The organism is Actinoplanes sp. NPDC089786, assembly GCF_040684855.1.
Classification (GTDB): domain Bacteria; phylum Actinomycetota; class Actinomycetes; order Mycobacteriales; family Micromonosporaceae; genus Actinoplanes.
Genome location: NZ_JBFBGU010000038.1, coordinates 1 through 24,918 on the forward strand (window position 1 = coordinate 1; position 24,918 = coordinate 24,918).

The window sequence follows — 24,918 nt, forward strand, 5'->3', positions numbered from 1 at the left end:
CGCATAAGTCACCGCTTCAACCAAGACCCATCCCACGCCGCTTCGCGCCGCGGGATGCTGCCGCGTATCTGGTCACGGTCGATTTTCGAGTTAGCGACCGGCGCCTCGACCTCACGGAGGGGACTGTGCCACGAACGGTGTTTCTGGCCCGATTCGCCGGATTTTGGTTCGGCGGGATGGGCACTGTGAGTAATGACCGCAGAGATCGTGAACCCACCGAAGAAGGTTGCCGCCAAGGGCCGTTCACTGTCGCCTGAACAGGCCGCGGTAGCAGCGATGATGGCGCAGGCCCGAGAGCGTGGCCTGGAGCTGACCGGCCCGAATGGGTTGTTGAAACTCTTCACCAAGAACGTCCTCGAGGCGGCGTTGAACGAGGAGATGACCGAGCACCTGGGTCATGAAAAGAATCAGGCCGAAGAAGGCCGCGGGTCGACGAATGTGCGTAACGGCGCACGATCAAAGACCGTGGTGTCGGACGCAGCCGGCGAAGTGGCGATCGATGTTCCCCGCGATCGTGAGGGAACGTTCGAGCCGAAGATCGTGAAGAAACGGCAGCGCCGGCTCGGCGAGGTCGACGAAATGGTCCTGTCGTTGTACGCGAAGGGATTGACTACCGGGGAGATCTCGGCGCATTTCGCGGAGATCTACGGCGCGTCGATTTCCAAGGAGACGATTTCGCGGATCACCGACAAAGTGGTGGCAGAAATGACCGAATGGTCGTCGCGGCCACTCGATGCCGTGTACGCCGCCGTGTTCATCGACGCCATCGTCGTCAAGGTGCGCGACGGTCAAGTGGCGAACCGGCCCGTCTACGCGGCCATCGGAGTCACCGTGGACGGCTGCAAGGACGTCCTGGGGCTGTGGGCCGGCGTTGGTGGTGAGGGTGCCAAGTTCTGGATGAGCGTCCTGGTCGACCTGAAGAACCGTGGGGTTCGCGACGTGCTGTTCCTCGTCTGCGACGGGCTGAAAGGACTGCCCGGCGTCGGCGAGAGCGTATGGCCGCTGACAATTGTTCAGACCTGCATCATTCATCTGATCCGTAACACGTTCCGGCTGACCTCCCGCGCGGACAGCGACGCGATCAAACGAGACATCAAACTGATTTACACCGCGCCGAACGCTGACGCCGCGTTGGCCGCGCTCGACGAACTGGAGGAAAAATGGGGAAGTAAATACCGGGCGATGATCCGGTTGTGGCGGAACGCGTGGAACGAGTTCATTCCGTTCCTCGACTACGACGTCGAAATCCGCCGGGTCATCTGCTCCACGAACGCCATCGAATCGCTGAACGCCCGATACCGCCGGGCGATCCGGGCCCGCGGACATTTCCCAACCGAACAAGCCGCCATGAAATGCCTGTACCTTGTGACCTGCAGCCTGGACCCGACCGGGACCGGCCGCACCCGATGGACGATGCGCTGGAAGCCCGTGCTGAATGCCTTCGCCATCACGTTCGGTGACCGCTGGCCGGCCGCCGAGAACTACTGACCAATGCCAGAAACACCGTTCGCGTTACGGACCCTCACGGAGCGGTGGAGTCCGGACCTCACGAATAAGGCCAGTCTCTCGTCGTGCGTATTGTCGGGTTCTCATCGGGGGGCCCCGGTGTGAGGGGCGTCTACGGCGAGTGGGTGGGGTTGGCCAGTCAGGGCGGCGAGGGCGGTGGCGACTTCGGTGAGGTCGGCTTTGATGTAGGTGGTGGTGGCGGGGCCGGTGGTGTCGGTGTGTCCGGCGTAGGCGCGGGCGGTGGCGTAGCCGTAGTGGCGTTCGACCCAGGTCAGGGTGGTGTGGCGTAGCCAGTGGGTGGAGATGCACTGAGCGGTGACCCAGGGCAGATGCCGACCGATACGGGCCCAGAGTTGGTCGTAGCGGCGTCCGGTCAGCGGACGCCCGTCGCGGTGGCGTAGCAACTGGTCCTGGGGTTTGGTGGCGCCGCGGGTGCGGGCGTGGTGCAGCAGGTGCGCGGCCAGCTCGAGCGTGACGGGTTGCCATCGCATGGTTCCGCCTTTCTCGTGTAGGAGCACGAGGCCGCGGTCGGGGTCGACGTCGGTGGCGCGGAGGGCGAGGGCGCCGCCGCGGCGGCAGGCGGTTTCGGTGTGCAGTCGTAGCAGCAGGGCGTCGAGTGCGGGGTCGTGGCCGGTGGTGCGGGCGATGGTGTTGATGGCGGCGAGTTCGCCGGGTGTCAGGGCACGCCGGGTGCTGGGGAGTCGTCGGGGTTTGCTGATGCGGTGGGCGGGGCTCGCGTCGGGGGTGATGTATCCGTCGGCGATGGCCCGGGTGAACAGGGCGCGGGCGGCGGTGATCAGGTGGACGCCGGCGTAGCGGCCGCTGCGTCCGTTGCGGCGGGGCACGGCGTTTGCTGCGGCGTGGCGGCGCAGGGCTTCGACGTCGGTGGCGCGGATGTCGTCGAGGCGGCGTTCGCCCCACGCGTGAGCCATGTGTTTCCAGTAGCTGCCGTAGGTGCGGCGGGCGGCGGGCCCGGCGGCGGCTTCGATCTGGGGCAGGTACTGCGCGACGGTGGGCACGCTGCGGGTGGCGCCGGGCTGTAGGTCGGCGAGGGCGGCCTGCAGTTGGTGGACGGCCTGGTCGAGGCGGTCGGGGCCGGCGGTCATCGCCCGCCTCCGGGTGGCCGGTGGTAGTGGGCGGTGAGCAGCCGGGCGAGCAGGGCGACCGGGTGCACGGTCAGGGTGTCCCGGTCGATCGCGGCGACGAGGGCGACGGTCGGGTCGCGGTCGAGACCGGCCATGGTGCGGACGGGGGCGGGTATGGCGATCTCGCCGCGGGAGCCCACGATCACGGTGCCGGACCCGTCGGGGGTCAGCACGACGGCGTCGTCGCCAACGTGCAAGACCAGCGCGTCGGCGGGGGACCAGCCCAGGGCGCGCAGCAGGGGGCGGCTGGTGAACCGGCCGGAGGCGTCGAGGCGGGCGATGTCCAGCTGTAACGGCGGGTGGGGCCGGGGTGGTGGGGTGAGCGCGGCGATGTCCAGCGGTGCGGGCAGTGACCGGGGGAGGGCCGGCGGGATGAGGGCGGCGATCGGCTCGTCGAGCCGGCCGTGGTCATCGGAGGAGGGCGGCGGCCGTCGGGCGCGGCTCATCGCATGCCCCGAAGAGGACGTTGCAGCTCAGGGCTACTGCGCCGACCGTCCAGCCGTCGGCCGGGCGCCAGCCGGGAACCATGAGTGCGCCAGAGGCCGGTCTGGCCCGCCCGAGCAGATCTTGGTGGGACTCCACCGACAGTTGTGTCCGGAGGGGGAGTTGAGCCCCCACCAGCCGCATCCGTGCCACAGGCACGTGCTCATGCGTCCACAATAGCTGGTCAGCGGGCTGGACGTCCAGTTTGTCTTCTGGCACAGGCCTTTTGACCGTGTCTGATCGTACGCCGGACCGAGAAGGTCGTCGGTGCCTGAAGGCAGAATTGATTCGCACCGCGGGGCCGCGAAGCGACCAGGGTGAGTGCCGGCTCAGCCCATGCGGACGATGGGCGGTTCGGGGTAGCGGGTGCAGCAGAGCGGCCAGCCACGCCCGGGCCGCGGGAGCGAACTGGACCCGGTCACCACCGAGCTGCCGTTCGAGGACCATGATCTGGTGGCGCAAGGCCAGGATCTCGGCGTCCTTGTCCCGGTCACTCATCGGCAGCAGCCGCAACAGTGCCAGCGCGTTGGTCACACGGAGATACGCCAGTCGCAGCAACACAACCGATCATGCTCGTGTAGCAGCAAGCATCGAGCATCACCGAGGTCCGGTCACTGAACCAACCCGGGTTCGGGCTGCGCACATCGGCCGCTGAGATGGCTGTGAACAGGGCGGATGAGTTTTCGGCACCCGCAGCGCCGAGATCGGCGAGGCGCTGGCCACCACCGCGCCGAGCTTGTTACCTGAACGTAACTTGACCGCAACTTCTGTCGCGCGTTAGCTTCGACGGCGAAGGCAACTAACGCGCGACAGAAGCAGGTCAGCGATGCCAGATCGCCCCGTTATCATGAGTGATGTCGCGCGAGCGCTCGGCTTGTCCCGAGCGGCTGTGTCCTTCGCGTTCAACAACGAAACCCAGGTGTCGGCGGAGACGCGCAAGCGTGTGTTCGAGAAGGCTGCGGAGCTCGGTTATCGCCCCAATGCCGGCGCGCGTGCCCTTGCCGGCCAGCGGACCGACCTGTTCGGTTTGCTCACGGACATCGTCTCGACCCCCTTCGGCGGGGACCTGATTGCCGGTGCCCAGGATTCGTTCTGGCGCAACGACAAATCCCTGATCATCGCGGGCGCGTCCCGCATCGACCGACCGCACACCCGGTCGATCGAGATGATGTTGGAGCATCGGGTCGGCGGAATCATCGTCGCCACGACCTGGAACCGCGCTATCGAGCTGCCGCCCGCGTTGGACGGCGTACCGGTCGTGCTGGTTCACTGCTTCGATACCCACGGTCGCCACTCCACGGTTCTGCCCGATGAGGAGCAGGGCGGATACGCGGGAACCCGGATGCTGCTGGCGGCCGGCCGCCGGCGCGTCGCGTTCGTCAACCTGCCGAGCGACCTGGTGGCGGCAGGTGGTCGCGAACGGGGCTACCGCCGGGCGCTGGGCGAGGCCGGCATCCCTTTCGATCCTGCACTCGTCGTGTCTTCGGGTCCCGACGCCCAGGATGCGTACGGCGTAGTGCTCGCCCTCCTGGGTGGCAATGCGGTCGACGGTCTGTTCTGCGCCAACGACCGCATCGCCATGGGCGCGTTCGAGGCCGCGCGTGAGCTGAACCTGCGGATTCCGGAAGACCTCTCCGTCGTCGGTTTCGACAACATGGAGATCATCGCCAAGTCGCTCCGGCCCGCACTGTCGACGGTCGCGCTGCCCTTTCGTGAGATGGGGGAGCGCGGCGCAGAACTCCTGATGGACATCGCCGACGGGGCGCCGCCCGCGCATCTGGTGCTGTCCTGTCCTCCGGTCCCCAGGGATTCGGTACTGCCCTCCTGACCGGCATCCCCCTTCTTATTCGGCGAAAGCCTCGAACAGCTTCTATTCAACGATGAGAGGAAATCATGAGTGGTTCTCGTTCACGTCGTTTCTGTCGCGCGTTAGTAAGCCTGACCTCGGTTTTCGTCTCCGCCGCCCTCGTCCTCACGGGCTGCTCCCGCGGGCCGTCGAGCTCATCCTCGGAACATATTCTTCGGATCGCTGCCATCGGCAACGCGTCGTTCGTGCAGAACTTCAACCCGTTCTCGCCGTCCGCGATGAAAATCACCAACCGTGCCGTCTACGAGTCGCTGATCATCACCAATCTCGCCAAGGGTGAGGTCGTGCCATGGTTGGCGAAGGAGTACCACTGGAGCAAGAACGGCAAGTCGCTCACCTTCACGCTGAACGACAACCTCACCTGGTCGGACGGTCAGCCGCTGACCGCCGCCGACGTCGTCTACACCTTCGACCTGGTTCGAAAGGTCCTGGGCGATGCCACGTACGACTACGTCGACTCGGTAACCGCGTCCGGCACGGGCACCGTGACGTTCGCGTTCAACCGTCCGTACACGCCCGGCCTGTACGAGCTCGGTACACAGGTGATCGTCCCGGAGCATGTCTGGAAGGGCGTCACCGACCCGGCGAAGTTCCAGAATCCCAAGCCCGTCGGGTCGGGCCCGTTCACCGAGGTCACCAACTTCTCGGCCCAGTCGTTCGACCTTCGGCGCAACCCCCACTACTGGCAGAAGGACAAGGCGAACTACCCCGCCATCCGCGTCATCGCTTACGGCGCCAACGATGCGGCCAACATCGCGGCCATCAACGGTGACATCGACTTCGGCCTCGGGTTCATCCAGGACGTTCAGAAGACGTACGTCGACGTGGATCCGCAGCACCGCGGCTACTGGTTCCCGACGGTGGGGAACACGATCTCGCTCACGTTGAACACCCAACAGGCGCCGTACAACGACGTGAATCTCCGCAAGGCGATCAGCACGGGCATCGACCGTGAGGCTCTCGTCAAGAAGGGGATGAGCGGATATACGCATCCCGCGGACTGCACCGGCCTGAGCGACGCCTACGACTCCTGGCGGGACAAGGACGTCGTGTCGCAGTGCGATTGGACCACGTTCAACGTCGACGCCGCGAACAAGCTGCTGGACGCGTCCGGGTATGCGCGGGGCGCCGGCGGGATGCGTACTGCTCCGGGCGGGAAGCCATTGACGTTCAGCATCGGTGTGGGGTCGGCGTCCACGGACTGGATCGCCGTGGCCCAGGTGATTTCCGACGACATGAAGGCGCTCGGCATCAACGCGCCCCTGAAAGTGCAGGACTGGTCGCAGATCAATCAGGCGCTCTTCGGCGGTACCTTCCAGGGCAACATCGCCTGGAGCGCCAGCGGGCTCACCCCGTTCGAGTACTACCGCAGCGCCATGTCCTGCCGAACGGTCAAGCCCGTCGGTCAGGAGGCCACCCAGAACTTCCAGCGGTTCTGCAGCAGGGAGGCCGACCAACTCCTGGACCAGTTCGCGGCCACCACCACAGAGGACGAGCAGCACAAGGTCGTCGACCAGCTGCAGGCTCTCTACTCGAAGCTTGCCCCGACCATTCCGCTGTTCCCCGGGCCGGAGTGGGGCGCGTACAACAGCAAGGTGTTCGTGGGTTGGCCGACCAAGGACAACCCCTACGCCACGCTCTCCCCGGAGGCGTCGAGCACGGTCCTGGTCTTGACGACGATCCACCCCCGCTGATCGCTCCGGTGCCGGTGGGGATGCGGACTGATGCCCCCACCGGCGCCTCTCCCGGAGAGGGAATGCCCGTGATGCGCCGCTTCTTCAAACCCGACCACGCGCGGGTGGGTGACACGATCCCGTTCTACTGGGACGGGGTCTACCACATCTTCTACCTGAAACGATTCGCGGACGACACGCACGACCGGATCGAGACCGACTGGTGGCACCTCACGAGTACCGATCTGGTCACCTTCACCGAAGTCGGTGTCGCGGTCGAACGGGGCGGGACGAAGGATCCCGATCATTCGGCGGCGACGGGCAGCATCGTCCGCGTCGGCGAGCAGTTCCACCTCTACTACACCGGCTTCAGCGCCTGGCAGCGGGCGAACGGCGGACGACATCAGACGATCCTCCGCGCACGCAGCACCGACCTGAACTCGTGGACCAAGGACCCGGACTTCTCCCTCGTCGCCGACGAGGAAAACTACGATCGGCACGAATGGCGGGACCCGTTCGTGGTCTGGGACGACGAGGCGGGCGTCTTCCGCATGCTCATCGCCGGCCAGAAGAACGACGGACCCGCCCTGCGGCGCGGCGCCACCATCCAGGCAACCTCCGCGGACGGCGAGGACTGGACCATCCGGGACCCGCTGTGGGCGCCGGGGCTGTTCTCGATGCATGAATGCCCCGACCTGTTCCACATGGGCGACTGGTGGTATCTGGTGTACTCGACACTCACGGATCGCACCGTCACGCGGTATCGCATGGCACGCTCTCTCGACGGCCCCTGGACGGCGCCCGCCGACGACGAGATCGACGGCCTGGGCCTCTACGCCGCGAAGACCATCTACGACGGCGACCGCCGGTACATCGTCGGGTGGTGTCCGAACTACACCGCCGGCCAGGACGGCGCGTCGTGGTTGTGGGGCGGCAATCTCATCGTCCACGAGCTCTTCCAAGCGCCGGACGGGCGCCTGCTGGTGCGTGGCGTAGGGCGAGCTCGCGAGGAGTTCGCACGACTGGCCGTTCCCGTCGCGTTCGGGGCGCGGCGAGTCGAGTCCGCGTCGGGATATGCGACGAGCAGGCTCGGCGTCATGCCGCACGTCGGCTGTATCGACGTGACGCTCGACCCCGAGCCCGGCACGAAGGTCTTCGGCCTCGAGCTGCGGACCGACGACGAACGCCGGCACGGGTATTCACTGTCGGTCGAGCCGGCTCTGCATCGCCTGAGGATCGACCGATTGAACCGGTTCGGGGCGGATGCGCCCTTCGACGTACGCCCGTTCGAGCCGCACGGCGGGACCGTCTCGCTGTCGATCGAGTTCGACGGCGAGGTGGCCGTCATCTACGTCGACGACGAGAAGGCGATCACCTTCCGTGGCTACGACCTCGACGGCGATCAGCTCGCCGTCTTCGTGGAGGAAGGGGCGGTCGAGATCGGCTCCGGCAGCATTTTCTCCCTGCAAACCCGACCCGAGGAGGACCGATGACCGCGTGGCTGGAGCAGGCCCGGTACGCCCTGGAGCGAGGGGACCGGTCACGGTCGTTCACCGCCGAGAATCCGACGGCAGCGCCCGGTGATGGCGGGCGCGCCTCCTCCATCCTCGGCGCAGGCCGTAAGGGCGCGCCGTGTATCACCATTCCCGCGGGCGGGACCGTCACCCTTGCCGAGGCCGCGGGAGCGGGCGAGATCCGGCACATCTGGTGCACTGTCACCCATCACACCGAAGCGGTCGGCTTCGTGCTGCGGGATCTCGTCCTTCGCGCCTACTGGGACGGATCCGACACGCCTTCGGCGGAGGTGCCTCTGGGGGACTTGTTCTGCAACGGCAACGGCCAGCGCAGTCTGGTCACCTCCTCCCAGGTGGTGGTCGCCCCGACCAGCGGGATGAACGCCTACTTCCGGATGCCGTTCCGGGACGGCGCCCGCATCACCATCGAGAATCAGCATCCCGTCGACGTCGAGGGATTCTTCTACCAGATCGACTGGATTGAGATCCCCGACCCCGCGACGGTGTCGCCGTTGCGGTTCCACGCGGAGTTCCGCCGAGAGAATCCGACCCGCCTCGCCCACGACTACGCTCTCGTCGACGACATCGTCGGCCGCGGTGTCTTCCTCGGCTCGTACCTGACCATCGTCGCTCTGGAGCGGTACTGGTGGGGCGAGGGCGAGATGAAGTTCTTCATCGACGGCGACACCGATCATCCGACGATCTGCGGCACCGGCACCGAGGACTACTACGGCGGTGCCTGGGCCTTCCAGGACCGGCTCTCTTCCGAGACCGAGCCGGAGGTGCTCACCTTCAGCGCTCCCTACGTCGGGTATCCGATGTACGTCACCCGCGACCAGTCGCACCAGGCCGTCTACGCGACGGCGATGGCGCCCGCACACGGCATGTACCGGTGGCACGAACCGGATCCGATCTACTTCCACCATGACCTGCGGGTAACTCTGCAGCAGATCGGCCAGGTCGGACCCGATCTGGTGGAGCGCGCCGATGACGTCTCCTCGGTCGCGTACTGGTACCAGGAGTCGGTGGGCAACACCGGTCATCCGTTCCCGAGCCGCGACCAGCGGCGCCCTCGCTAGGAGCAGCGCGATGGCCTACATCCTCCGCCGACTCGGCTACTATCTCGTCGCCTTCTGGGCATCCCTCAGCATCAACTTCATGCTGCCGAGACTCATGCCGGGCGATCCGGTGGGTCGCTTGCTCGGCCAGATGCAGGGAACCCTCACCGACGCGCAGGTAGAGCAGTTCCGGCACCTGTTCGGACTGGACGACAGACCGATCTGGTTGCAATACATCGAGTACATCCACGATGTGTTCACCGGCAGATTGGGCATCTCGACCTCCCAGTTCCCCGTCCCCGTGGTAAATGTCATCGGCGCACAACTCGGGTGGACGATCCTCCTCGGCGGCACCGCACTGATCATCGCAGTGGTACTGGGCAACCTCTTGGGGATAGTGGCGGCCTGGCGCCGCGGCGGAATCCTCGACCGGGTGTTCCCGCCCCTACTGGTGTTCGTCGGCTCGTTCCCGTACTTCTTCATCGCGATGATCGCCCTCTACCTGTTCGGAGTGAACCTGAAGTGGTTCCCGATCGGGCAGGCGTTCACTCTCGGAGCCGCACCCTCGTTCAGCGGGCAGTTCATCGGGGACGTCATCTGGCACCTGGTGGTGCCGGCCGGGACGATTGTCGCTGTCTCGCTCGGCGGCTGGATGCTGGGCATGCGCAATACGATGATCGGTACAGCCGCCGAGGACTACATCACCATGGCCCGCGCGAAGGGACTGCGCGAAGGCCGGATCATGTATCGCTACGCGGCACGCAACGCGATGCTGCCCTCGGTGACCGCGTTCGGGATGTCCATCGGCTTCGTCGTCGGCGGCGCGCTGCTCACCGAAGTGGTCTTCGCCTACCCCGGTATCGGCTACCAGCTGCTGAGGGCCGTGCAGTCACTGGACTACCCCTTGATGCAGGGCATCTTCCTCACCCTGACCGCCGCCGTCCTGGCCGCCAACTTTCTGATCGACATCGTCTATGTGCGGCTCGACCCGCGCGTTCGTGTGAGGTAGCGCATGTCCGTCCAGAACTCCGGCTCCAGCATGCTCACGACCGCAGCCACGTCGCAACCGGCCGCCCCGGCGAAGGCGCCGAGATACCGTGACCACCTGGCCCTGCGCATCCTCCGCGACAAGCGGGCGCTGACCGGGGTGATCATCCTCGTGATCTTCGTGGTGGTCGCCCTCGCGGCTCCGCTTCTCGAACCCGGCGACCCACGCGCATCCGTCGCGACCGGCTCCGAATCCCCGTCGTTCGCTCACCTTCTCGGCACCACGACCAAGGGCGAGGACGTTCTCGCACTTCTCATCTGGGGAGCTCGCAGCTCGCTCGGGATCGGCTTCACCGTCGGAGCGCTCGCCACCCTCGTCGGTCTGCTGATCGGCCTGACATCCGCCTACTTCGGCCGGGTGATCGACGACATCCTGTCCGTCGTCACGAACATCTTCCTGCTGATCCCCGGACTGCCGCTGCTGATCATCCTGGCCGCGTTTCTCCCTCCCGGGCCCGGGACGATCGTCATCGTCCTGGTGATCACGGGTTGGGCGGGCTCGGCCCGCGTCGTGCGAGCTCAAGCTCTCTCCCTGCGCGGGAAGGACTACATCGACGCCGCCGTCGTCACGGGCGAACGTCCCCTGACGATCATGATCCGCGAAATGCTGCCCAACATGGCCTCGATCGTCATGAGCACGTTCCTCGCGTGCGTCATCTTCGGCATCGGGGCACAGGCCGGACTCGAGTTTCTCGGTCTCGGGGACGTGTCCGCCGTCAGCTGGGGAACGAACCTGTTCTGGGCCAGCAACGAAGGGTCCCTCATCCGTGGCACGTGGTGGACGTTCGTGCCGTCCGGCGCGGCGATCGCTCTGATCGCTTTCTCCCTCGCGCTGATCAACTACGCGATCGACGAGGTCACCAACCCCCGACTCGCGGGCCGGACCAAGCGGAAGGACCGCCGGCGATGACAACACTTCCCGCAACCGATCCGGCTACCCGTCCCGGCGATGCCGACGTGGTCCTGGACGTGCGAAACCTCACCATCGAGTACGACGTGAACGGTCGCTCCGTCACCGCCGTCGATGACGTGTCCTTCACCATCCGGCGCGGCGAGACCTTCGGGCTCGCCGGCGAGTCCGGAAGCGGCAAGAGCACGATTGCGAACGCCATCCTCAAGCTTCTCGGCGGGAACGGTCGCGTCGTGTCCGGATCCATCCGGTGCGGCGACGTAGAGATCGGTGCTCTCGACGGCGAGGAACTCCGTGCGTTCCGCTGGAACCGCGTCTCGATGGTGTTCCAGAGCGCGATGAACTCGCTGAACCCGGTGATGACCGTCGGTGACCAGATCATCGACGTCTTCACCACTCACCGCCGGATGAAGCGTGCCGAGGCGGCGCGCCGAGCGCGCATGCTGCTCGAGCTCGTCGGTATCGACCCGAAGCGGACGGCTGCCTACCCACACCAACTCTCGGGCGGGATGCGTCAGCGAGCGGTGATCGCGATCGCGCTGGCCCTCGAACCGGATCTGCTGATCATGGACGAACCGACCACCGCGCTGGACGTAGTGGTGCAGCAGGAGATCATCAACGAGATCAAGGAGCTGCAGGCTCGGCTCGGGTTCGCCATCCTCTTCATCACCCACGACCTCTCGCTGATGGTCGAGATCAGCCAGCGGCTCGGTGTGATGCGCCATGGCGCTCTTCTGGAGATGGGTAGCTCGGCGGAGGTTTATGCGAACCCGAGGCATGCCTACACCCGGCAGCTGATCGAGGCCTTCCCGCCGGTGCGCCCGGACCGCTCGGAGATCGCGCAGCCACAGACCTCCGGCGAGGAGGCAGCCGCTCCGCGCGCAGACGTGGTGGTCTCGCTGCAGGACGTCACCAAGGACTTCGCCTCCGGGTCGATGTTCTCCCGTCGCACTAACCGTGCCGTGAACAGGACGACTTTCGAGATCTACGCCGGCGAGATCATGGCCCTGGTCGGCGAGTCAGGCAGCGGTAAGAGCACGATCGCGCGGATCCTTGCTCGATTGGAGCAGCCGACCTCTGGGCGCATCGTCGTCGGAGGAATCGACGTGCTTCGTGACGAACGCCGCCGCGCGTCCCGCCGGTACCGCAAGTACGTGCAGATGGTGTTCCAAGACCCGTTCGGATCTCTGAACCCGACCAAGCGGGTCCGTCACTTCCTCGAGCGGCCCCTGGCCCTCCACGCGGACCTTGACGCCTCGCAACGCCGCGAGCGAGCCACCGACTTGATGCGGTCGGTCGAGCTGGATCCCGCGCTCCTGGACCGGCACCCGCATGAACTGTCCGGCGGGCAGCGTCAACGAGTGGCGGTAGCGCGGGCCCTCGCGGCCGACCCGACGGTGATCCTTGCCGACGAACCGACCTCGATGCTCGACGTGTCGGTGCGGATGGGAGTGCTGCAGCTGCTGAGGCGGCTGCGCGACGAACGCGGAATCTCGATCCTCTACATCACCCACGACCTGGTTTCCGCACGGTTCGTGGCCGACACGACCATCGTCATGCACCGCGGCGTGCTGGTTGAAGGGGGCACCAGCAGCGAGGTGATGGATACCCCGCAGCATCCGTACACCCGCCTCCTCGTCTCGGCGGCACCCGACCCCTTGCGCCGTACGCCGTTCGACCGAGAAGAACGCGCCCGAACCCGTGCGGAGATCCAGGCGATCGCTGACGGCCGGACAACGGCCGGCGAGAAGCCCCGGCACGTCTTCATCTCACCCACCCACTGGATCCGCGACGACAGCGTGCAATAGCGCGACGCCTGACGCCATCTCGCCGCATATCGCGACCCGACTTCTGAATTGAGCAACATGACGACACCGACGACCTTGTCGCCTGGCCGCCCCCAAGTCCACTTTGCGCCGGCTCGCAACTGGATGAACGACCCGAACGGGCTCATCCGCCACAATGGTGTGTTCCACCTGTACTTCCAGCACAACCCCGAAGGACCGAACTGGGGGAACATGAGCTGGGGCCATGCCACCAGCACGGATCTCCTGACATGGCAGGAGCACGCGGTAGCACTGTGGTTCGACGACGATGAAGAAGTCTTCTCCGGCTCCGTCGTCTTCGACGAGGCCAACTCGTCCGGGCTCGGCACCGCCGGGAACCCGCCACTGATCGCCCTGTACACCTCAGCCTCCGCTCGTGGTCAGGCGCAAGCGCTCGCGTACAGCACCGACGGCGGCTACACCTGGGAGAAGCACGGGATCGTCCTGGACAGAGGAACCACCGACTTTCGCGACCCCCGAGTGTTTCGACACCAGAACCGCTGGATCATGGTTGCCGTGGAGGCCGTCGACCGGCAAGTCCACCTCTTCCACTCCACTGACCTGCGAGAGTGGGCGCCGCTGAGCGTGTTCGGCCCGTACGGAGCGCCCGGGGGAGTGTGGGAATGCCCTGACCTGTTCCCGATCGGCGACCGATGGGTCCTGACGCTCTCCGTCAATCCCGGTCACCCGACCGGCGGCTCCGGCATGCAGTACATCGTCGGCGACTTCGACGGCGTCAGGTTCGTCCCGGCCCGGTGGGGCTGGCTCGACCATGGCCATGACTATTACGCGGGAATCACCTTCAGCGGAATGCCGGAACCCATCATGCTCGCCTGGCTGAGCAATTGGATGTACGCCCGCGACGTCCCCACCCACCCCTGGCGGGGAAGCACTGCACTCCCGCGACGGCTCACCCTTCGTGGTGACACGCTCTTCCAGACGCCCGCCGTACGAGTCGACCGACCCCGGGTTTACGAGGCGTCCGACATCACGCTTCCGCCGGGCGGGTTCGACCTCCCCGCCGAAGCGCACGGAGCGGCCCTGCGTATCCAGGCGCGCGTCCGGCCGGGCTCAGCCGCGCTCGAGCTGCGCGTACGCGGCGCAGCCAACGAGGGATCCGCGGTCTGCATTCGCTACGCGGCCGGCCGGCTGTCGGTCGACCGATCCTCGCTCGCCAGCTCCGACATCTTGCCGTCGGCCGGAGCAGACGCCGCGGCGATCGTCCCGCTGAGGGACGGCGTGCTGGAACTCGACGTCTGGGTTGACACCACCTCCGTCGAGGTCTTCGCCGACGGCGGTGCCGTCACGGTCAGCGAGGCCGTCTTCACCTCCGAGGACCACGTCGGCGTCGGCATGAGCAGCGACCAGCCGGGCGTCGTCGTCGAGCACATGACGGTGACCGCCCTGAGCCGGACGGACCAGGCTTCGCGATGACCTCCCGAACTATGCCGCCCACCGATGTCCTGGTCATCGGGGAGGCGCTGGGCGACATCGTCGACGACGGATCGGTCACCGAACACGTCGGGGGCAGCCCCGCCAACGTCGCACTCGGTCTCGGCCGCCGCGGGTTGGACGTCGCTCTCCTCACACAGATCGGCCGCGACACGCGCGGCAGCCGGATCGCTCGCCACCTCGAACGCTCCGGCGTCCGACTGCTGGACGAGTCCTTCTCCGATCACGCGACCTCCACCGCTACGGCTACGGTGGCTGCCGACGGCTCCGCGGACTACCGGTTCGACGTGCAATGGCGACTCTCACCCGCGCCCCTCCCGGTGTCCCCGACGGTCGTGCACACCGGGTCGATCGCCGCGTTCCTCGAACCCGGTCGCCACTCCGTACTCGCCCACATCGATCGGCTCCGCCCACCGGTCGTCACGTTCGACCCGAACATCCGAGCCGATCTGCTCGGCAGCCATCCGGAAGCCCTGAACTGCTTCCGGGAAAGCGCTGCCCGCGCCGACCTCGTCAAGATGAGCGACGAGGACGCGGCCTGGATCTACCCGAGCATGGCACCCGATGAGGTGGCGCGCGCAGTCGGGAATCTCGGCCCCCGGCTGGTCGTCATCACGCGGGGCGCGCGTGGCGCAACCCTCACGACTGCGACGTCGGAGGTACATCTCCCCTCGGTGAAGACGCCGGTCGCTGACACGATCGGTGCGGGCGACACGTACATGGCTTCGTTGATCCTCGACTTGCTCACCCTGCGCGGTCACCCCTTGGATGTCGACACCGTCGCTCGGATGGGCGAGCGAGCCGCCCAGGCGGCCGCCATCACGGTGTCCCGCCCCGGCGCCGATCTGCCCTGGGCCCACGAACTCGCCGGGCCCGAAGTGTCGCCACCATCCCCCGAGGATCTCGACCTCGGCCTGCGATACCTGCCAGGGCAGCGCCGGTAGCTCAGATGCGCGAAGGCATCTCGATTCGTCAACCGGCAGCGTCGAAGCTGTCCGACAAGGAAGGCGACTCATGGAGAACTCACCTGCGGTCTCTCGCCGCGCACTGCTCAGCGCTGCGGGCGCGGTGGGCATCGGCGGATCTCTCGCCCCGTCGTGGACCACGGCCGGACTCGCGGCCCCGGCCCCGGCCGGCGGGCCACACCGACGGGGTGACTCACCCTCGAAAGGACTGTCGCGTATGCGGCCCAGCTATCACTTCAGCGTTCCCGACAACTGGAAGAACGACCCGCAACGCCCGATATATCTCGATGGTGAGTACCACTACTACTACCTGTACAACGCCGACTACCTCCAGGGCGGCGGCGGCACCGCGTGGAGACGCGCAACGACCCGAGACCACGTGTCGTTCAACGACTGCGGTGTGGCCATTCCCAAGTTCAGCAACGGCAACGGTAGCTGCTGGTCGGGATCCCTCGTCGTCGACGAGCACAACACCGCCGGGTACGGCGACAACGCGGTGATCGCCATTGTCACGCAGGCCCCGAACGGCGTTCAGGCGCAGTACCTCTGGTACTCCACCGATCGAGGAAGCTCGTTCCGGCCCGTCGGGCAGGCTCCGGTACTGCCGAATCCCGGTGTGCCTGACTTTCGCGACCCGAAAGTCGTGTGGGACGGCGACCGCGGCCGCTGGTTCATGGCCAACGCCGAAGGACAGAGGCTCGGTTTCTACACCTCATCGGATCTGAGGTCATGGCAGCACGTCGGCCAGTTCGAGCGCACCGACCTCGGCCTTCTGGAGTGCCCTGACATCTTCCGCATGACCGCCGACGACGGCACCCGGCACTGGGTCCTGGCTACGAGCGCCAACGGCAAGAGCCGAGGGTTGCCCGCGACCTACGCGTACTGGACCGGGGCCTTCGACGGCAGCTCCTTCACTCCCGACCACCCGGAACCGGAATGGCTCGACTACGGTTTCGACTTCTACGGCGCAGTCACGTACCCCGATCACACCGCATCCGGAGCGGAGAACGATGCCCTCCGCCACGCGATCGGCTGGGCCAACTTCTGGGACTACCCCCACAACACCCCGACCCTTGCCACCGACCAGTACAACGGCGACGACATGATCGTGCGCGACATCCGGCTCAAGCACGTCGGCGGAACCTACTACCTCGCTTCCGCCCCGACCGCTGCCCTCGAAAAGTACGCCCAGCACTCCCATCAGCTCGGCGACGTGCAGGTCACGGACGTCCTCGACCTGGACATCGCCGCGCCGGCGTACGACCTGACGTGCGAGCTCGTGTGGGACCCCGCCACCCTCCCGTCCAATGTGGGGTTCGAGATCTGCCGGGCGCTCGGCGGTGGCCGTCACGTGGCCGCCGGTCTCTACATGAAGGGGCCCTTCGCCTACGTCAACCGACGCCCCACGATCAACCCGACCGGAGGCGAGAGCCAAACGCCGATCGACCCCTCGGTCGGCAGGCTCTCCATCCGGATCCTGGTGGACCGCACCAGCGTGGAGATGTTTCTGGGAGACGGACGTGTCGTGCACTCGCACCGGGTCTTCCCTCTGGAAGGCGACAACCACATCCGCCTGTACGCTCACGAGGGCGCTGCCACCTTCGGAAACCTGACCATCCGCGAAATCGTGTAGCACACGTTCGAGCCGCGATCGAGGGCGGAACCTCTGAGTCAGGCCGCCAGGCGTGGCTGTCATCGGCTGCGCCTGACGCCTCGGTCTGTCAGCTGGTTCGGATGCCGGCGAGGATGGTGGCCACGAGTCGTTGCAGCTCGGTGAGGCGCACCAATCGGGCGACCGCCACGTAGACGGCGGTGCCAACGACGCCTGCCGCGGCGGGCTCGATCGCAAGACCGGCTGGACGCTTGCCGAGCAGGCCAGAGACCTGTCCCCGGACGGGATGCAATGTCTGCTGCGGTGGGCCGATTGGGACATCGACGCCGTGCGGGACGAGGTCCGCGACTATGTGATCGAGCATCTCGGTGACCCGCAGGGCGTATTGATCATAGACGACAACGGTTTCCTGAAGAAGGGCGTGAAGCCCGCGGGCGTGGCCCGGCAGTACTCCGGGACAGCCGGCCGGGTCGGAGGCTGCCAGATCGGTGTGTTCCTGGCCTACCGCTCGAGCCGTGGTCACGCGCTGATCGACCGACAGTTGTATTGGCCTGCGGCTTGGACCGACGATCGTGATCGCTGCCGGGCCGCGGGTGTCCCGGACGAGGTCGGTTTCGCGACGAAGGTCGAGACGGCCCGGCAGATGCTGGCCCGGGCGTTCGTGGCTGGGTGCCTGGCGGCGTGGGTGGCGATGGATGAGGCCTTTGGGCAGTCGAAATCGTTGCGGGTCTGGCTGGAGGGAACACGACCAGCCGCAGGTGGTGGCGACCCGCTGCCGCGAACTGGACGACGTCGGACTCGGGCGGCGTGGTGGCGGGCACGCGGCTAACCGCGTGCTTCGACCGGCCGACGGCGTGATCGCGATGGCGAGCAGGCGAGGTGTCGTCGGCCTCGACAGTCGGTTACGCCGGACGGTCCGGAAGATCTTACGAACCTATTGCGCCTTCATCCCCGGCTGTGTGTGCCGCGTACCCCTGGGTGGCAAGACGTGACGATGGTCCATTCGGGCTCGTTGCGGCGACACGCGGGATGTCTTGGAGGCTGGCATGCGGGGAATCGGTTCGATCGGGTGGCGCCGGCTGTGCGGCATCGCGGTCTGCTCAGTCAGCCTGCTCCTGGCCAGTCCGGTGCCTGCGCGCGCCGAGCCCAACGTCCCGGTGCCTCCCAACGAGCTGATCTCCGACGACGGCGAAGGTCGCCTCTCGGCCGCCGACAGGGATCTCGTCGTCAAGGTGCGTCTCGCTGGGCTGTGGGAGATCCCCGCTGGTCAGATGGCGCAACAGAAGTCGCAGGATCCGCGGATCCGGGAGATTGGCCGGGAGATCGCGGCGCAGCATCAGGTGCTTGACGCACTCGATCGCGCTGCCGCGAAGAAGCTGCGGATCGTTGTGCCGAAGACGCCGAACAGCAATCAGCAGGGCTGGCTTGCCGAGATGCGCGACGCCGAAGGTGCCGAGTTCGACGAGATCTACATCGACCGGCTTCGCGCGGCGCACGGAAAGATCTTTCCGGCGATCGGGACCGTACGGGCGACCACCCGCAACGACACCGTCCGCAAATTGGCGCAGCAGGCGAACCAGTTCGTGGTGACGCACATGACGCTGCTGGAGAGCAGCGGCATCGTCGACTTCGCCGCGCTGCCGACCGCGCCGAACCCCGCGGCGGCCCCCTCGAGCGCGGCGGCGACTGCCGCACGGCAGTTAGCTGGGGCCAACCAGACCGCGACGTCGACGACGAACCTGCCCGTCGTGCTGCTCGCGCTCGCCACCGGCCTGGGTATGGGCGTGTTCGCGACGCTGCGCATGGCCGGCAAACGCCGTCGGCCGCATTACGGACGCCGGTGAGTTCGCCGATCGGCGGCCGGGCGCAGCGGGGTGGCGAGCAGGCTACCGGCGGCCAAGATCCCTGCGGCGTACGAGCGGCCAGCTAAGGGAAACGTGCTGGTGGATACCGCGAGGACGGTGGAAGCCTTCTTGCAGGGTGCGCACGCCGACTCCCTGCTGCGTGGGCGAGGTCGCGGGCAGTCAGGGCCCGGGCGGGGTTGGCCTGCATGAGGTCGATTGCTCGCTTGATGTGGCGCGGGTGGCTCGGCGGGGCCTTGCCGGCGAGTTCGGCGCGGTACTGGTGCCCGGTCGAGAAGAGCACAGCGGCCCGCCTTGGTCCTGTTCCAGGCGAGGGCTTATCCCGGCCCGGTGACCGGCCATCAGGTCCATGCGCCAACAGTCTTGTGCGGACAGTAGTTGTGCGGTCTGCAGTGCGGTGACCTCGAGCCGGTCCAGGGCACGTTGAGGGTGCGGCGGCAGTTGGTGGTGAGGATCCGGGTAGCTGGGTTCGGCTGAAGCCGCCGAAGTCGCAAAACGGGGAGCGCACGCTGGTGCTCGACCCCGCGAGCAGCACGATGTCGTGTGCGGCGCCGCGGGCCACGGTGGCGGCCGGTTGATCGTCCAGGACGAGACCGCTCCCGGGACCGGCGCCGCCGCCAATCGCGGCGGACTGACCGGCTGGGCGATACCACGGCCCAGCCCTTTGGCTCCTTCGACGGCGAAACGGTGCTGCGGCCAGTGGCTCGCCCACTTGGTCAGCTGCGCGAGGGTTCCGGCGTTGACGACGTGTCGTCTCGTGGCGAGCTTTTGGCCGGTCGGGTCGACCGCGACGGCGGTCAAGGAGGACTTATGCGGGCTTACTCCCTGATTCTTACGGCCCCGCTACGGGATGGGGACAGGGTCATTGGGTTGTCGGGTAACTGCTGGTCACGCCGGTGATCAGGTCGTGTGAGCGGCGGTTCTCTTGGCGGTAGCGCGGGCGATATCAGTCGGCCTGTGGTGTGGTGCCAACCGATCGCGGTGTTACGCAGCGTCGCGATGGCGGCGGGCCCGTTGCCGGGTCAGGCTTGGTGCAGGTCTTCACGGAAAGTGACGTCGCGGACGTGGTGGAGACGGCTTTCGATGTGCCAGTGTCGGCGGATCCAGGTCTGCAGCTCGGCCGGCAGCGCCTGGCCGCGACATGGTTAGGTAGGCGGTCTCACGGCTGGTTTACCAGCGATGATGCGTGTGCGTGTGATCCGGACGGCCTGCTGCGCGTGGGAAAGGCGATGCCGCCCGGGGTGGCGACGGTGACGGATTTGACAGTGCGGGTCTCACGACGGCCGTGACCACGCTCGCGAGTCCGGTTACCGACCGGGATCTGGCGCCAGGGAAGCCGTTTCAGCTGCTTGAACAGGGTGGGCTGGTTGCCTCTCGCCTGTACGAGCAGGTGCGCTTGGCGGGCGGTGACCTTTGTCGGCGCGCACGGTCTGGGCGTGCAGGGCGTCGGCGGTGAACAGCACCCCGTCGAGGGTGCCGAGCGCGGCTTCGACGGCGTCGAGTAACGAGGCGAACGAGGTGATCTCGTTCGACCTCGTGTCGACGGTGACCTGGGCGATCACGATCCCGGTGATGGTATCCAAGGCGGACAGCAGATGGACCTGACGGCCGTCACCCGGGCGGGCGCCGCGCAGGGTCTTTGCCGTCTACCGCGATCACCCTGCGATAACTGCGCGGCAACGGGGCCGGCCGGGTTCGGGTGTGAAGCCAGCCGGCAAGAACAGTGGCCAGCACGGTCGGATCGAGACGGACCAGCAGCCGCCACATCGTCGTGCCGGTGGGTGGCGTTAGTCGTAGGATCGGGCCCCGGATGGGCGCCTTTTTTGGACCCAAGGACTGAGCGTTCACCATGATCAATGCGCGTGAGTTTGGGCCCCACCCGGTCTTCATGACATGTGAGTGATCTGAGCTCTCGATCATGCGAGCGTAGGCTTTCAGGGATGCGGATCGGCGAGTTGTCCAAGCGCACGGGCGTGAGTCCGCGTTCCCTGCGGTACTACGAGGATCAGGGCTTGCTGGCCAGTGCGCGCTCCGATGCCGGGCAGCGGCACTATTCCGATGCCGACGTCGAGCGCGTGGCGCTGATCCGGCAGCTGTTCGACGCGGGCATGTCCAGCCGGGTGATCGCGTCGGTGTTGCCATGTGTGGATACTCCGACTGACCCGGCGATCACCGAGTCGGCGTTCGTCACGATGACGCGCGAGCGCGAGCGGATCGACGCCGACATCGCGCACCTGTTCCAGACCCGGGATGCGCTCGACGTCCTGATCGGGATCAACCGCAAGTACTGGGTGGAGCTGACCTCGGCCCCGGTCCCGGGGTGACACCGCAGGCCCGACGTTGTGACTCGCGCCTCAGCCGGTTGCCCTTCACACCGATGTAAGCGGTGAGCATGGCTGTGGAGCCCGGAACGACCGGGCCGGTCATGCAGAAGGCGGCAGAACATGGGGCGGGCGTGGGGTTTCGGCAGGTTTGGCGGGCCTGAGGTGCAGGAGTTCTTTGATCGTCCCGACCCGGTCCCCGGTCACGGCGAGGTGCTGATCCGGGTCGACGTCGCCGGCGTGAATCCGATGGACCACGTTCTGCGCTCGGCTCTGATTCCCGGGCTCGACAGCGGGCGTCCGTTTCCCCGGGTGCTGGGAATGGAGGCAGCCGGAACCGTTCTCGCCCTCGGCGAGGGCGTCGACGGGCTCGCGGTGGGTGACCCGGTCTTCGGCTTCGCGCTCACCGGTGGCGGCACCTACGCCGAGACGACGGTGCTGTCTGCACTGAACACCGCTCGCATCCCGGTGGGCCTATCCGCGATGGTGGCGGCAACGTTGCCGGTGGCTGGGACGACCGCGGTGGACGCGCTCGACCAGCTCGGCCTCCCGGCCGGCGCCACTGTCATGGTCAACGGGGTCGGTGGTGGGGTGGGGCTCTTGGTCGCCCGGCTGGCCGTCCAGCGTGAGCTGCGTGTGATCGGCACCGGGAGTAGCACCAAGCGCGAGTCCGCCGAGGCCATCGGGGTGCGGTTCATCGACTACACCACCGGGGACGTGGCCGCCGCGGCCCGCGAGCTGGTTCCGGAGGGCTTCGACGGGATCGTCGACCTGGTCGGAGGCTCCTCGCTGCGGACGATCGCCCCACTGGCCAAGAAACCCCGCAACGTCATCGCCGTGAGTGATATGTCGGTGTCCGACATCGGTGGGCGTTTCGTCGAACGTCGCCTCGACCGCGAGAGTCTGGAACGGTCTGCCCGGCTGGCCCTCGACGGAGTCCTCACACCCACGATCACTGCTATTTATTCACTCGCCGACGCCTCGGCCGCCGTCGCCGCCATTGAGAACGGTCACATTTCAGGCAAGGCTGTCATCAAGGTGGCATGAGCCGCGTTCGTCCGCCGACGCCGAAACCATAGGTAGCGGACAGGCGAGAGTCCGTGGTCCTATCCACCCGCGGGCAGGGCGGGGCCCAAGTCCACGCCCAGCGAAATCCGCGAGCAGACACTGGGACCCAAACTCCCGCCCGAACGGGACCCCTACTCACGCTCAAAACCAGGTGGGCACGCCATCACCGAAGCAGAGCCAGATCCGGGCGTGTTCATCGAGGTCATGCGGCCAGGCCGGTGATCGCCGCGAACGATGATGCACCCGCCATGACCGCGCAGACCGCGACGGTCAGCACCGCGGACAACGGGTAACGGATCCCGCGTGGGCCACGCGGATCGGGGACCCGTCGCCCACGTCGAGGCCGGTACGGCGCAGCGCGGCGACGCCGAACCTTGATGGCCTTCAGCCTCTGTGGTGGGCTCTCGCCAAGATGCTGCTACCGGCCGCGAGCACTGCTTCTTCCTTGGGTCTCGGCGTCCAGCCAAGCAGTTGCATCGCTTTGGCGCTGGTGGCCCGATGGGGGTGACCGATCAGGGGTAAGGCCTGCCGGGCGTTGTTATCGAACTTTGCCGCCAATCGGACGATCCTGGCGGCGACGGTATCGAGCGGCCAGTCGCCCCAGACGGCGGCCATCCGGGTCCAGTAGGTGCCGTAGGTGCGGCACGACGACGGCGTCGCCGCCGCCATCACGCGGGGCAGATATTCGGCGACCGTCGGCATCCGCCGGGTGTGGTCCGGTGTGGCTTGCAGGTCGGCGACGGTCACCCCGAGCTGGGCGAGCAGGGTGTGGGCCGCGGCGACCCGGCTCGGATCAGCGGTCACGGTGCTGCTCCTGCGTCAGGTCGGCGTAGTGCTCGAGCAGCAGCCGCGTCACCACGGCAGGCGCGTGCACCACCAGCACGCCGTGGTCGGGCGCGGCGGCCAGCACGACGTGGCCGTCATCGGCGATGCCGGCCAGGGCCCGGGCCGCAGCGGGCACCGCGAGCTCGCCGCGGCTGCCCACACTTTGCAGGCCAGTCGGTGAGCTTCGGATGAGCACCGCGTCATCCACCACGACGGCGTCGACGCGGTGCCCGGATGGCCAGTCGAGCGCTCGCAGTAGCCGGCGGGCGGAGAACCGGCCGGACGCGTCGAGGCGGCCCATGTCCAGCAGCATGGACTCGGCGTCGGCGCCGGTCGGTAACCGAAGACGGGGCGGCAGGGTGAGAACCAGCGGCGCTGCCGGGGGAGGGCGCTGGATGACGGGTGGGATCAGCGCCCCGATCAGCTGCTCGGGACGATCTCCGGGTGGCCCGGCCGGCGAACCCACGCCATCCATCGTCAGCACATCTCAGCGCGCGATGGTCGGGAAACGCGAAAGGTCAGGCCGTGAGCCACGGCCTGACCTTTGACAATTCGGCGCACCGTATGCGGCGAGGTTCCAGTCGGTGAAAACTCACCGTTGCGGTGAAATCCCACCGATACTGGTGTCCGGAGAGGGATGAACCCCCACGATCCGCACCGGTGCGCAATCTGAGTGCGCATACGGCGATCTTAGACAGCGGATCGGCCAACGCCGAACTGATCGTCTGCGGTGTTGCTCGTCCCTGTGGAGCCGAGCAACCGGCCGACTCGCCCGCCGGAGCTGCCGTCAAGACAACGTTGCCGCATCCTCGATGCCAGCACCGCTCCGGACAGGAGCACGCCCAAGCAGAACGAGCGCCGGGACCTGCGCGGCCACGGCATTGCTGACGTTCGGCCGACCGCGTCCGTGTCCAGTGCCGACCGGGGTGGTGATCCGCCAAGCCGCGACGCGTCCGCAGGGTGTGGCGGTGATGTCCGGCTTCAGGCGTCCGTACGCTCGCGAGGCGGATCAGGATCGGGTGACGGCCGTGGTTGAAGAACGATGGAACCATCGACGACCAGCGCTGGACGTGCTCGCTTCTTGCGGGCGCCGGCTGGAGCGGGCGGTGCCCGAGATCGCCGGATACGAGGCGAGCTACTGCCGGAGGCTGCTGGACCTGACGATGCTCATCCTGCAGGCATAGCTGCGCCGGTCAGACGGCCGGTGGTCGTGCGGTGTCGTACATGTCCCAGTCGGACTTCCAGAAGGCTTCGAGTCCGTGCTTGGAGATGAACTGCTGCTCGGTGGCGTGGATCGGGTACATGCCGATGAGGTGGATGATGTCGTTTCCGTCGTGGCCCGGAGCGCTGACGTCAACCTGGGAGTCGTCGGGTTCCAGGATTGAGGGGGCGAAGGCCATGAAGGTGGTCATGGTCGATTCCGGTGTCACCGGTTGCCCGAAGCCGATGGTGTTGCCGTAGGAGAAGGGGCAGGAGCCGCGGAGTCGCTCGGCCAGGAGCCCCACCGCGAGTCCCCAGCGGTCGTCGTCGGATTGGACGCTGATGCACAACTCTGGCCGGCCGTAAATCCAGTTCGGGTGCTCGGCCAGCGAGAGGCCGTAGGTGAACGCTGTGCTGAGCCCGTCGGAGAGGTTCTCGTAGGAGATCACGGTGACTCCTTTGAGCCCGTCGTGCGTCGAGTCCACTGGGAGGAACCGTGGCTCCACCCCGTCGTTGAGCTGATCCAGGTAGTCCAGATACCTTTCGAACCGCGAACCCATCCCTGCATTGTCATCAAGGAGCCG

General features: G+C 66.9%; 21 protein-coding genes and 2 pseudogenes. 16 read left to right on the forward strand and 7 right to left on the reverse strand.

Translation table 11 applies throughout. From position 1 onward, the window contains the following. Positions 1–207 precede the first annotated feature (207 nt). Positions 208–1,488 (forward strand): IS256 family transposase, encoded by a 1,281-nt coding sequence (locus AB0O15_RS45315; protein ID WP_364333594.1) that lies wholly within the window; start codon positions 208–210, stop codon positions 1,486–1,488. Positions 1,489–1,589: 101 nt separating this feature from the next. On the opposite strand, the gene AB0O15_RS45320 is transcribed toward AB0O15_RS45315, so the two are convergent. Together AB0O15_RS45320 and AB0O15_RS45325 are read right to left on the reverse strand one after the other, a co-directional pair. Continuing rightward, the gene (locus AB0O15_RS45320) at positions 1,590–2,612 is read right to left on the reverse strand and encodes a site-specific integrase (RefSeq protein WP_364333501.1); all 1,023 of its coding nucleotides are present in this window, start codon (positions 2,610–2,612) and stop codon (positions 1,590–1,592) included. Next, positions 2,609–3,097 carry a hypothetical protein gene (locus tag AB0O15_RS45325; RefSeq protein ID WP_364333504.1) on the reverse strand — a complete coding sequence of 163 codons (489 nt, stop codon included), beginning with the start codon at positions 3,095–3,097 and terminating at the stop codon, positions 2,609–2,611. Before AB0O15_RS45325 ends, AB0O15_RS45320 begins: the two co-directional genes overlap by 4 nt. 884 nt (positions 3,098–3,981) lie before the next feature. On the opposite strand from AB0O15_RS45325, the gene AB0O15_RS45330 reads away from it, so the two are divergent. The 12 genes and pseudogenes from AB0O15_RS45330 (at position 3,982) to AB0O15_RS45385 (ending at position 18,902) form a co-directional block, all read left to right on the forward strand. Continuing rightward, on the forward strand, positions 3,982–4,962 hold the full coding sequence (locus tag AB0O15_RS45330; protein WP_364333507.1) for a LacI family DNA-binding transcriptional regulator: 981 nt from the start codon (positions 3,982–3,984) through the stop codon (positions 4,960–4,962). A 65-nt stretch (positions 4,963–5,027) separates the two neighbouring features. After that, on the forward strand, positions 5,028–6,695 hold the full coding sequence (locus AB0O15_RS45335; protein WP_364333510.1) for an ABC transporter substrate-binding protein: 1,668 nt from the start codon (positions 5,028–5,030) through the stop codon (positions 6,693–6,695). Between the two features lie 62 nt (positions 6,696–6,757). Further along, positions 6,758–8,167, forward strand: a complete 1,410-nt coding sequence (locus AB0O15_RS45340) for a family 43 glycosylhydrolase (RefSeq protein ID WP_364333513.1) — start codon at positions 6,758–6,760, stop codon at positions 8,165–8,167. Then, the gene (locus tag AB0O15_RS45345; protein WP_364333516.1) at positions 8,164–9,267 is read left to right on the forward strand and encodes a glycoside hydrolase family 172 protein; all 1,104 of its coding nucleotides are present in this window, start codon (positions 8,164–8,166) and stop codon (positions 9,265–9,267) included. Before AB0O15_RS45340 ends, AB0O15_RS45345 begins: the two co-directional genes overlap by 4 nt. A gap of 10 nt (positions 9,268–9,277) precedes the next feature. Then, positions 9,278–10,255, forward strand: a complete 978-nt coding sequence (locus AB0O15_RS45350) for an ABC transporter permease (protein WP_364333519.1) — start codon at positions 9,278–9,280, stop codon at positions 10,253–10,255. Between the two features lie 3 nt (positions 10,256–10,258). Next, positions 10,259–11,203, forward strand: a complete 945-nt coding sequence (locus AB0O15_RS45355; protein WP_364333522.1) for an ABC transporter permease — start codon at positions 10,259–10,261, stop codon at positions 11,201–11,203. Beyond that, positions 11,200–13,011 carry an ABC transporter ATP-binding protein gene (locus tag AB0O15_RS45360; protein WP_364333597.1) on the forward strand — a complete coding sequence of 604 codons (1,812 nt, stop codon included), beginning with the start codon at positions 11,200–11,202 and terminating at the stop codon, positions 13,009–13,011. The genes AB0O15_RS45355 and AB0O15_RS45360 overlap by 4 nt, the downstream gene beginning before the upstream one ends. A gap of 57 nt (positions 13,012–13,068) precedes the next feature. Further along, the gene (locus tag AB0O15_RS45365; RefSeq protein ID WP_364333525.1) at positions 13,069–14,463 is read left to right on the forward strand and encodes a glycoside hydrolase family 32 protein; all 1,395 of its coding nucleotides are present in this window, start codon (positions 13,069–13,071) and stop codon (positions 14,461–14,463) included. Beyond that, positions 14,460–15,425, forward strand: coding sequence for a carbohydrate kinase (locus AB0O15_RS45370; RefSeq protein ID WP_364333528.1), 966 nt, complete (start codon positions 14,460–14,462; stop codon positions 15,423–15,425). The genes AB0O15_RS45365 and AB0O15_RS45370 overlap by 4 nt, the downstream gene beginning before the upstream one ends. 238 nt (positions 15,426–15,663) lie before the next feature. Further along, the gene (locus tag AB0O15_RS45375; protein ID WP_364333530.1) at positions 15,664–17,079 is read left to right on the forward strand and encodes a glycoside hydrolase family 32 protein; all 1,416 of its coding nucleotides are present in this window, start codon (positions 15,664–15,666) and stop codon (positions 17,077–17,079) included. A 202-nt stretch (positions 17,080–17,281) separates the two neighbouring features. Then, positions 17,282–17,852, forward strand: a pseudogene (locus AB0O15_RS45380) (IS701 family transposase); the annotation flags it as partial. A gap of 252 nt (positions 17,853–18,104) precedes the next feature. After that, complete coding sequence (locus AB0O15_RS45385; protein WP_364333533.1) at positions 18,105–18,902, forward strand: DUF4142 domain-containing protein; 798 nt, start codon at positions 18,105–18,107, stop codon at positions 18,900–18,902. A 1,325-nt stretch (positions 18,903–20,227) separates the two neighbouring features. Here the strand turns inward: AB0O15_RS45385 and AB0O15_RS45390 are convergent. Beyond that, the gene (locus AB0O15_RS45390; protein ID WP_364333536.1) at positions 20,228–20,503 is read right to left on the reverse strand and encodes a hypothetical protein; all 276 of its coding nucleotides are present in this window, start codon (positions 20,501–20,503) and stop codon (positions 20,228–20,230) included. 357 nt (positions 20,504–20,860) lie between these two features. Between AB0O15_RS45390 and AB0O15_RS45395 the strand changes: the two genes are divergently transcribed. Next, entirely contained in the window at positions 20,861–21,244 is a 384-nt protein-coding gene (locus AB0O15_RS45395) for a MerR family transcriptional regulator (protein WP_364333539.1), read from the forward strand. Between the two features lie 162 nt (positions 21,245–21,406). Beyond that, positions 21,407–22,288 carry an NADP-dependent oxidoreductase gene (locus tag AB0O15_RS45400; RefSeq protein ID WP_364333542.1) on the forward strand — a complete coding sequence of 294 codons (882 nt, stop codon included), beginning with the start codon at positions 21,407–21,409 and terminating at the stop codon, positions 22,286–22,288. A gap of 250 nt (positions 22,289–22,538) precedes the next feature. On the opposite strand, the pseudogene AB0O15_RS45405 reads toward AB0O15_RS45400, so the two are convergent. From AB0O15_RS45405 to AB0O15_RS45415, 3 genes and pseudogenes are all read right to left on the reverse strand, one after another. Further along, positions 22,539–22,688 (reverse strand): annotated as a pseudogene (locus AB0O15_RS45405) (transposase family protein); the annotation flags it as partial. Between the two features lie 5 nt (positions 22,689–22,693). Continuing rightward, positions 22,694–23,113: a hypothetical protein gene (locus tag AB0O15_RS45410; RefSeq protein WP_364333545.1), complete on the reverse strand. Its 420-nt coding sequence runs from the start codon at positions 23,111–23,113 to the stop codon at positions 22,694–22,696. After that, positions 23,103–23,609, reverse strand: coding sequence for a hypothetical protein (locus AB0O15_RS45415; protein ID WP_364333548.1), 507 nt, complete (start codon positions 23,607–23,609; stop codon positions 23,103–23,105). The genes AB0O15_RS45410 and AB0O15_RS45415 overlap by 11 nt, the downstream gene beginning before the upstream one ends. A gap of 439 nt (positions 23,610–24,048) precedes the next feature. Here AB0O15_RS45415 and AB0O15_RS45420 point away from each other — a divergent pair, with 439 nt between their 5' ends. Next, positions 24,049–24,318: a hypothetical protein gene (locus AB0O15_RS45420; RefSeq protein WP_364333551.1), complete on the forward strand. Its 270-nt coding sequence runs from the start codon at positions 24,049–24,051 to the stop codon at positions 24,316–24,318. 9 nt (positions 24,319–24,327) lie between these two features. Here AB0O15_RS45420 and AB0O15_RS45425 read toward each other — a convergent pair whose 3' ends face one another. After that, complete coding sequence (locus tag AB0O15_RS45425) at positions 24,328–24,894, reverse strand: suppressor of fused domain protein (protein ID WP_364333554.1); 567 nt, start codon at positions 24,892–24,894, stop codon at positions 24,328–24,330. Between the last annotated feature and the right edge of the window lie 24 nt (positions 24,895–24,918).

Coding starts and splice junctions, on each gene's coding strand:
- AB0O15_RS45320 (WP_364333501.1), bottom strand. CDS start 2,612: ATGACCGCCGGCCCCGACCGCCTCGACCAGGCCGTCCACCAACTGCAG.
- AB0O15_RS45415 (WP_364333548.1), bottom strand. CDS start 23,609: ATGGATGGCGTGGGTTCGCCGGCCGGGCCACCCGGAGATCGTCCCGAG.
- AB0O15_RS45365 (WP_364333525.1), top strand. CDS start 13,069: ATGACGACACCGACGACCTTGTCGCCTGGCCGCCCCCAAGTCCACTTT.
- AB0O15_RS45375 (WP_364333530.1), top strand. CDS start 15,664: ATGCGGCCCAGCTATCACTTCAGCGTTCCCGACAACTGGAAGAACGAC.
- AB0O15_RS45330 (WP_364333507.1), top strand. CDS start 3,982: ATGAGTGATGTCGCGCGAGCGCTCGGCTTGTCCCGAGCGGCTGTGTCC.
- AB0O15_RS45335 (WP_364333510.1), top strand. CDS start 5,028: ATGAGTGGTTCTCGTTCACGTCGTTTCTGTCGCGCGTTAGTAAGCCTG.
- AB0O15_RS45350 (WP_364333519.1), top strand. CDS start 9,278: ATGGCCTACATCCTCCGCCGACTCGGCTACTATCTCGTCGCCTTCTGG.
- AB0O15_RS45360 (WP_364333597.1), top strand. CDS start 11,200: ATGACAACACTTCCCGCAACCGATCCGGCTACCCGTCCCGGCGATGCC.
- AB0O15_RS45355 (WP_364333522.1), top strand. CDS start 10,259: ATGTCCGTCCAGAACTCCGGCTCCAGCATGCTCACGACCGCAGCCACG.
- AB0O15_RS45425 (WP_364333554.1), bottom strand. CDS start 24,894: ATGGGTTCGCGGTTCGAAAGGTATCTGGACTACCTGGATCAGCTCAAC.
- AB0O15_RS45340 (WP_364333513.1), top strand. CDS start 6,758: ATGCCCGTGATGCGCCGCTTCTTCAAACCCGACCACGCGCGGGTGGGT.
- AB0O15_RS45370 (WP_364333528.1), top strand. CDS start 14,460: ATGACCTCCCGAACTATGCCGCCCACCGATGTCCTGGTCATCGGGGAG.
- AB0O15_RS45325 (WP_364333504.1), bottom strand. CDS start 3,097: ATGAGCCGCGCCCGACGGCCGCCGCCCTCCTCCGATGACCACGGCCGG.
- AB0O15_RS45345 (WP_364333516.1), top strand. CDS start 8,164: ATGACCGCGTGGCTGGAGCAGGCCCGGTACGCCCTGGAGCGAGGGGAC.
- AB0O15_RS45385 (WP_364333533.1), top strand. CDS start 18,105: ATGCGGGGAATCGGTTCGATCGGGTGGCGCCGGCTGTGCGGCATCGCG.
- AB0O15_RS45395 (WP_364333539.1), top strand. CDS start 20,861: ATGCGGATCGGCGAGTTGTCCAAGCGCACGGGCGTGAGTCCGCGTTCC.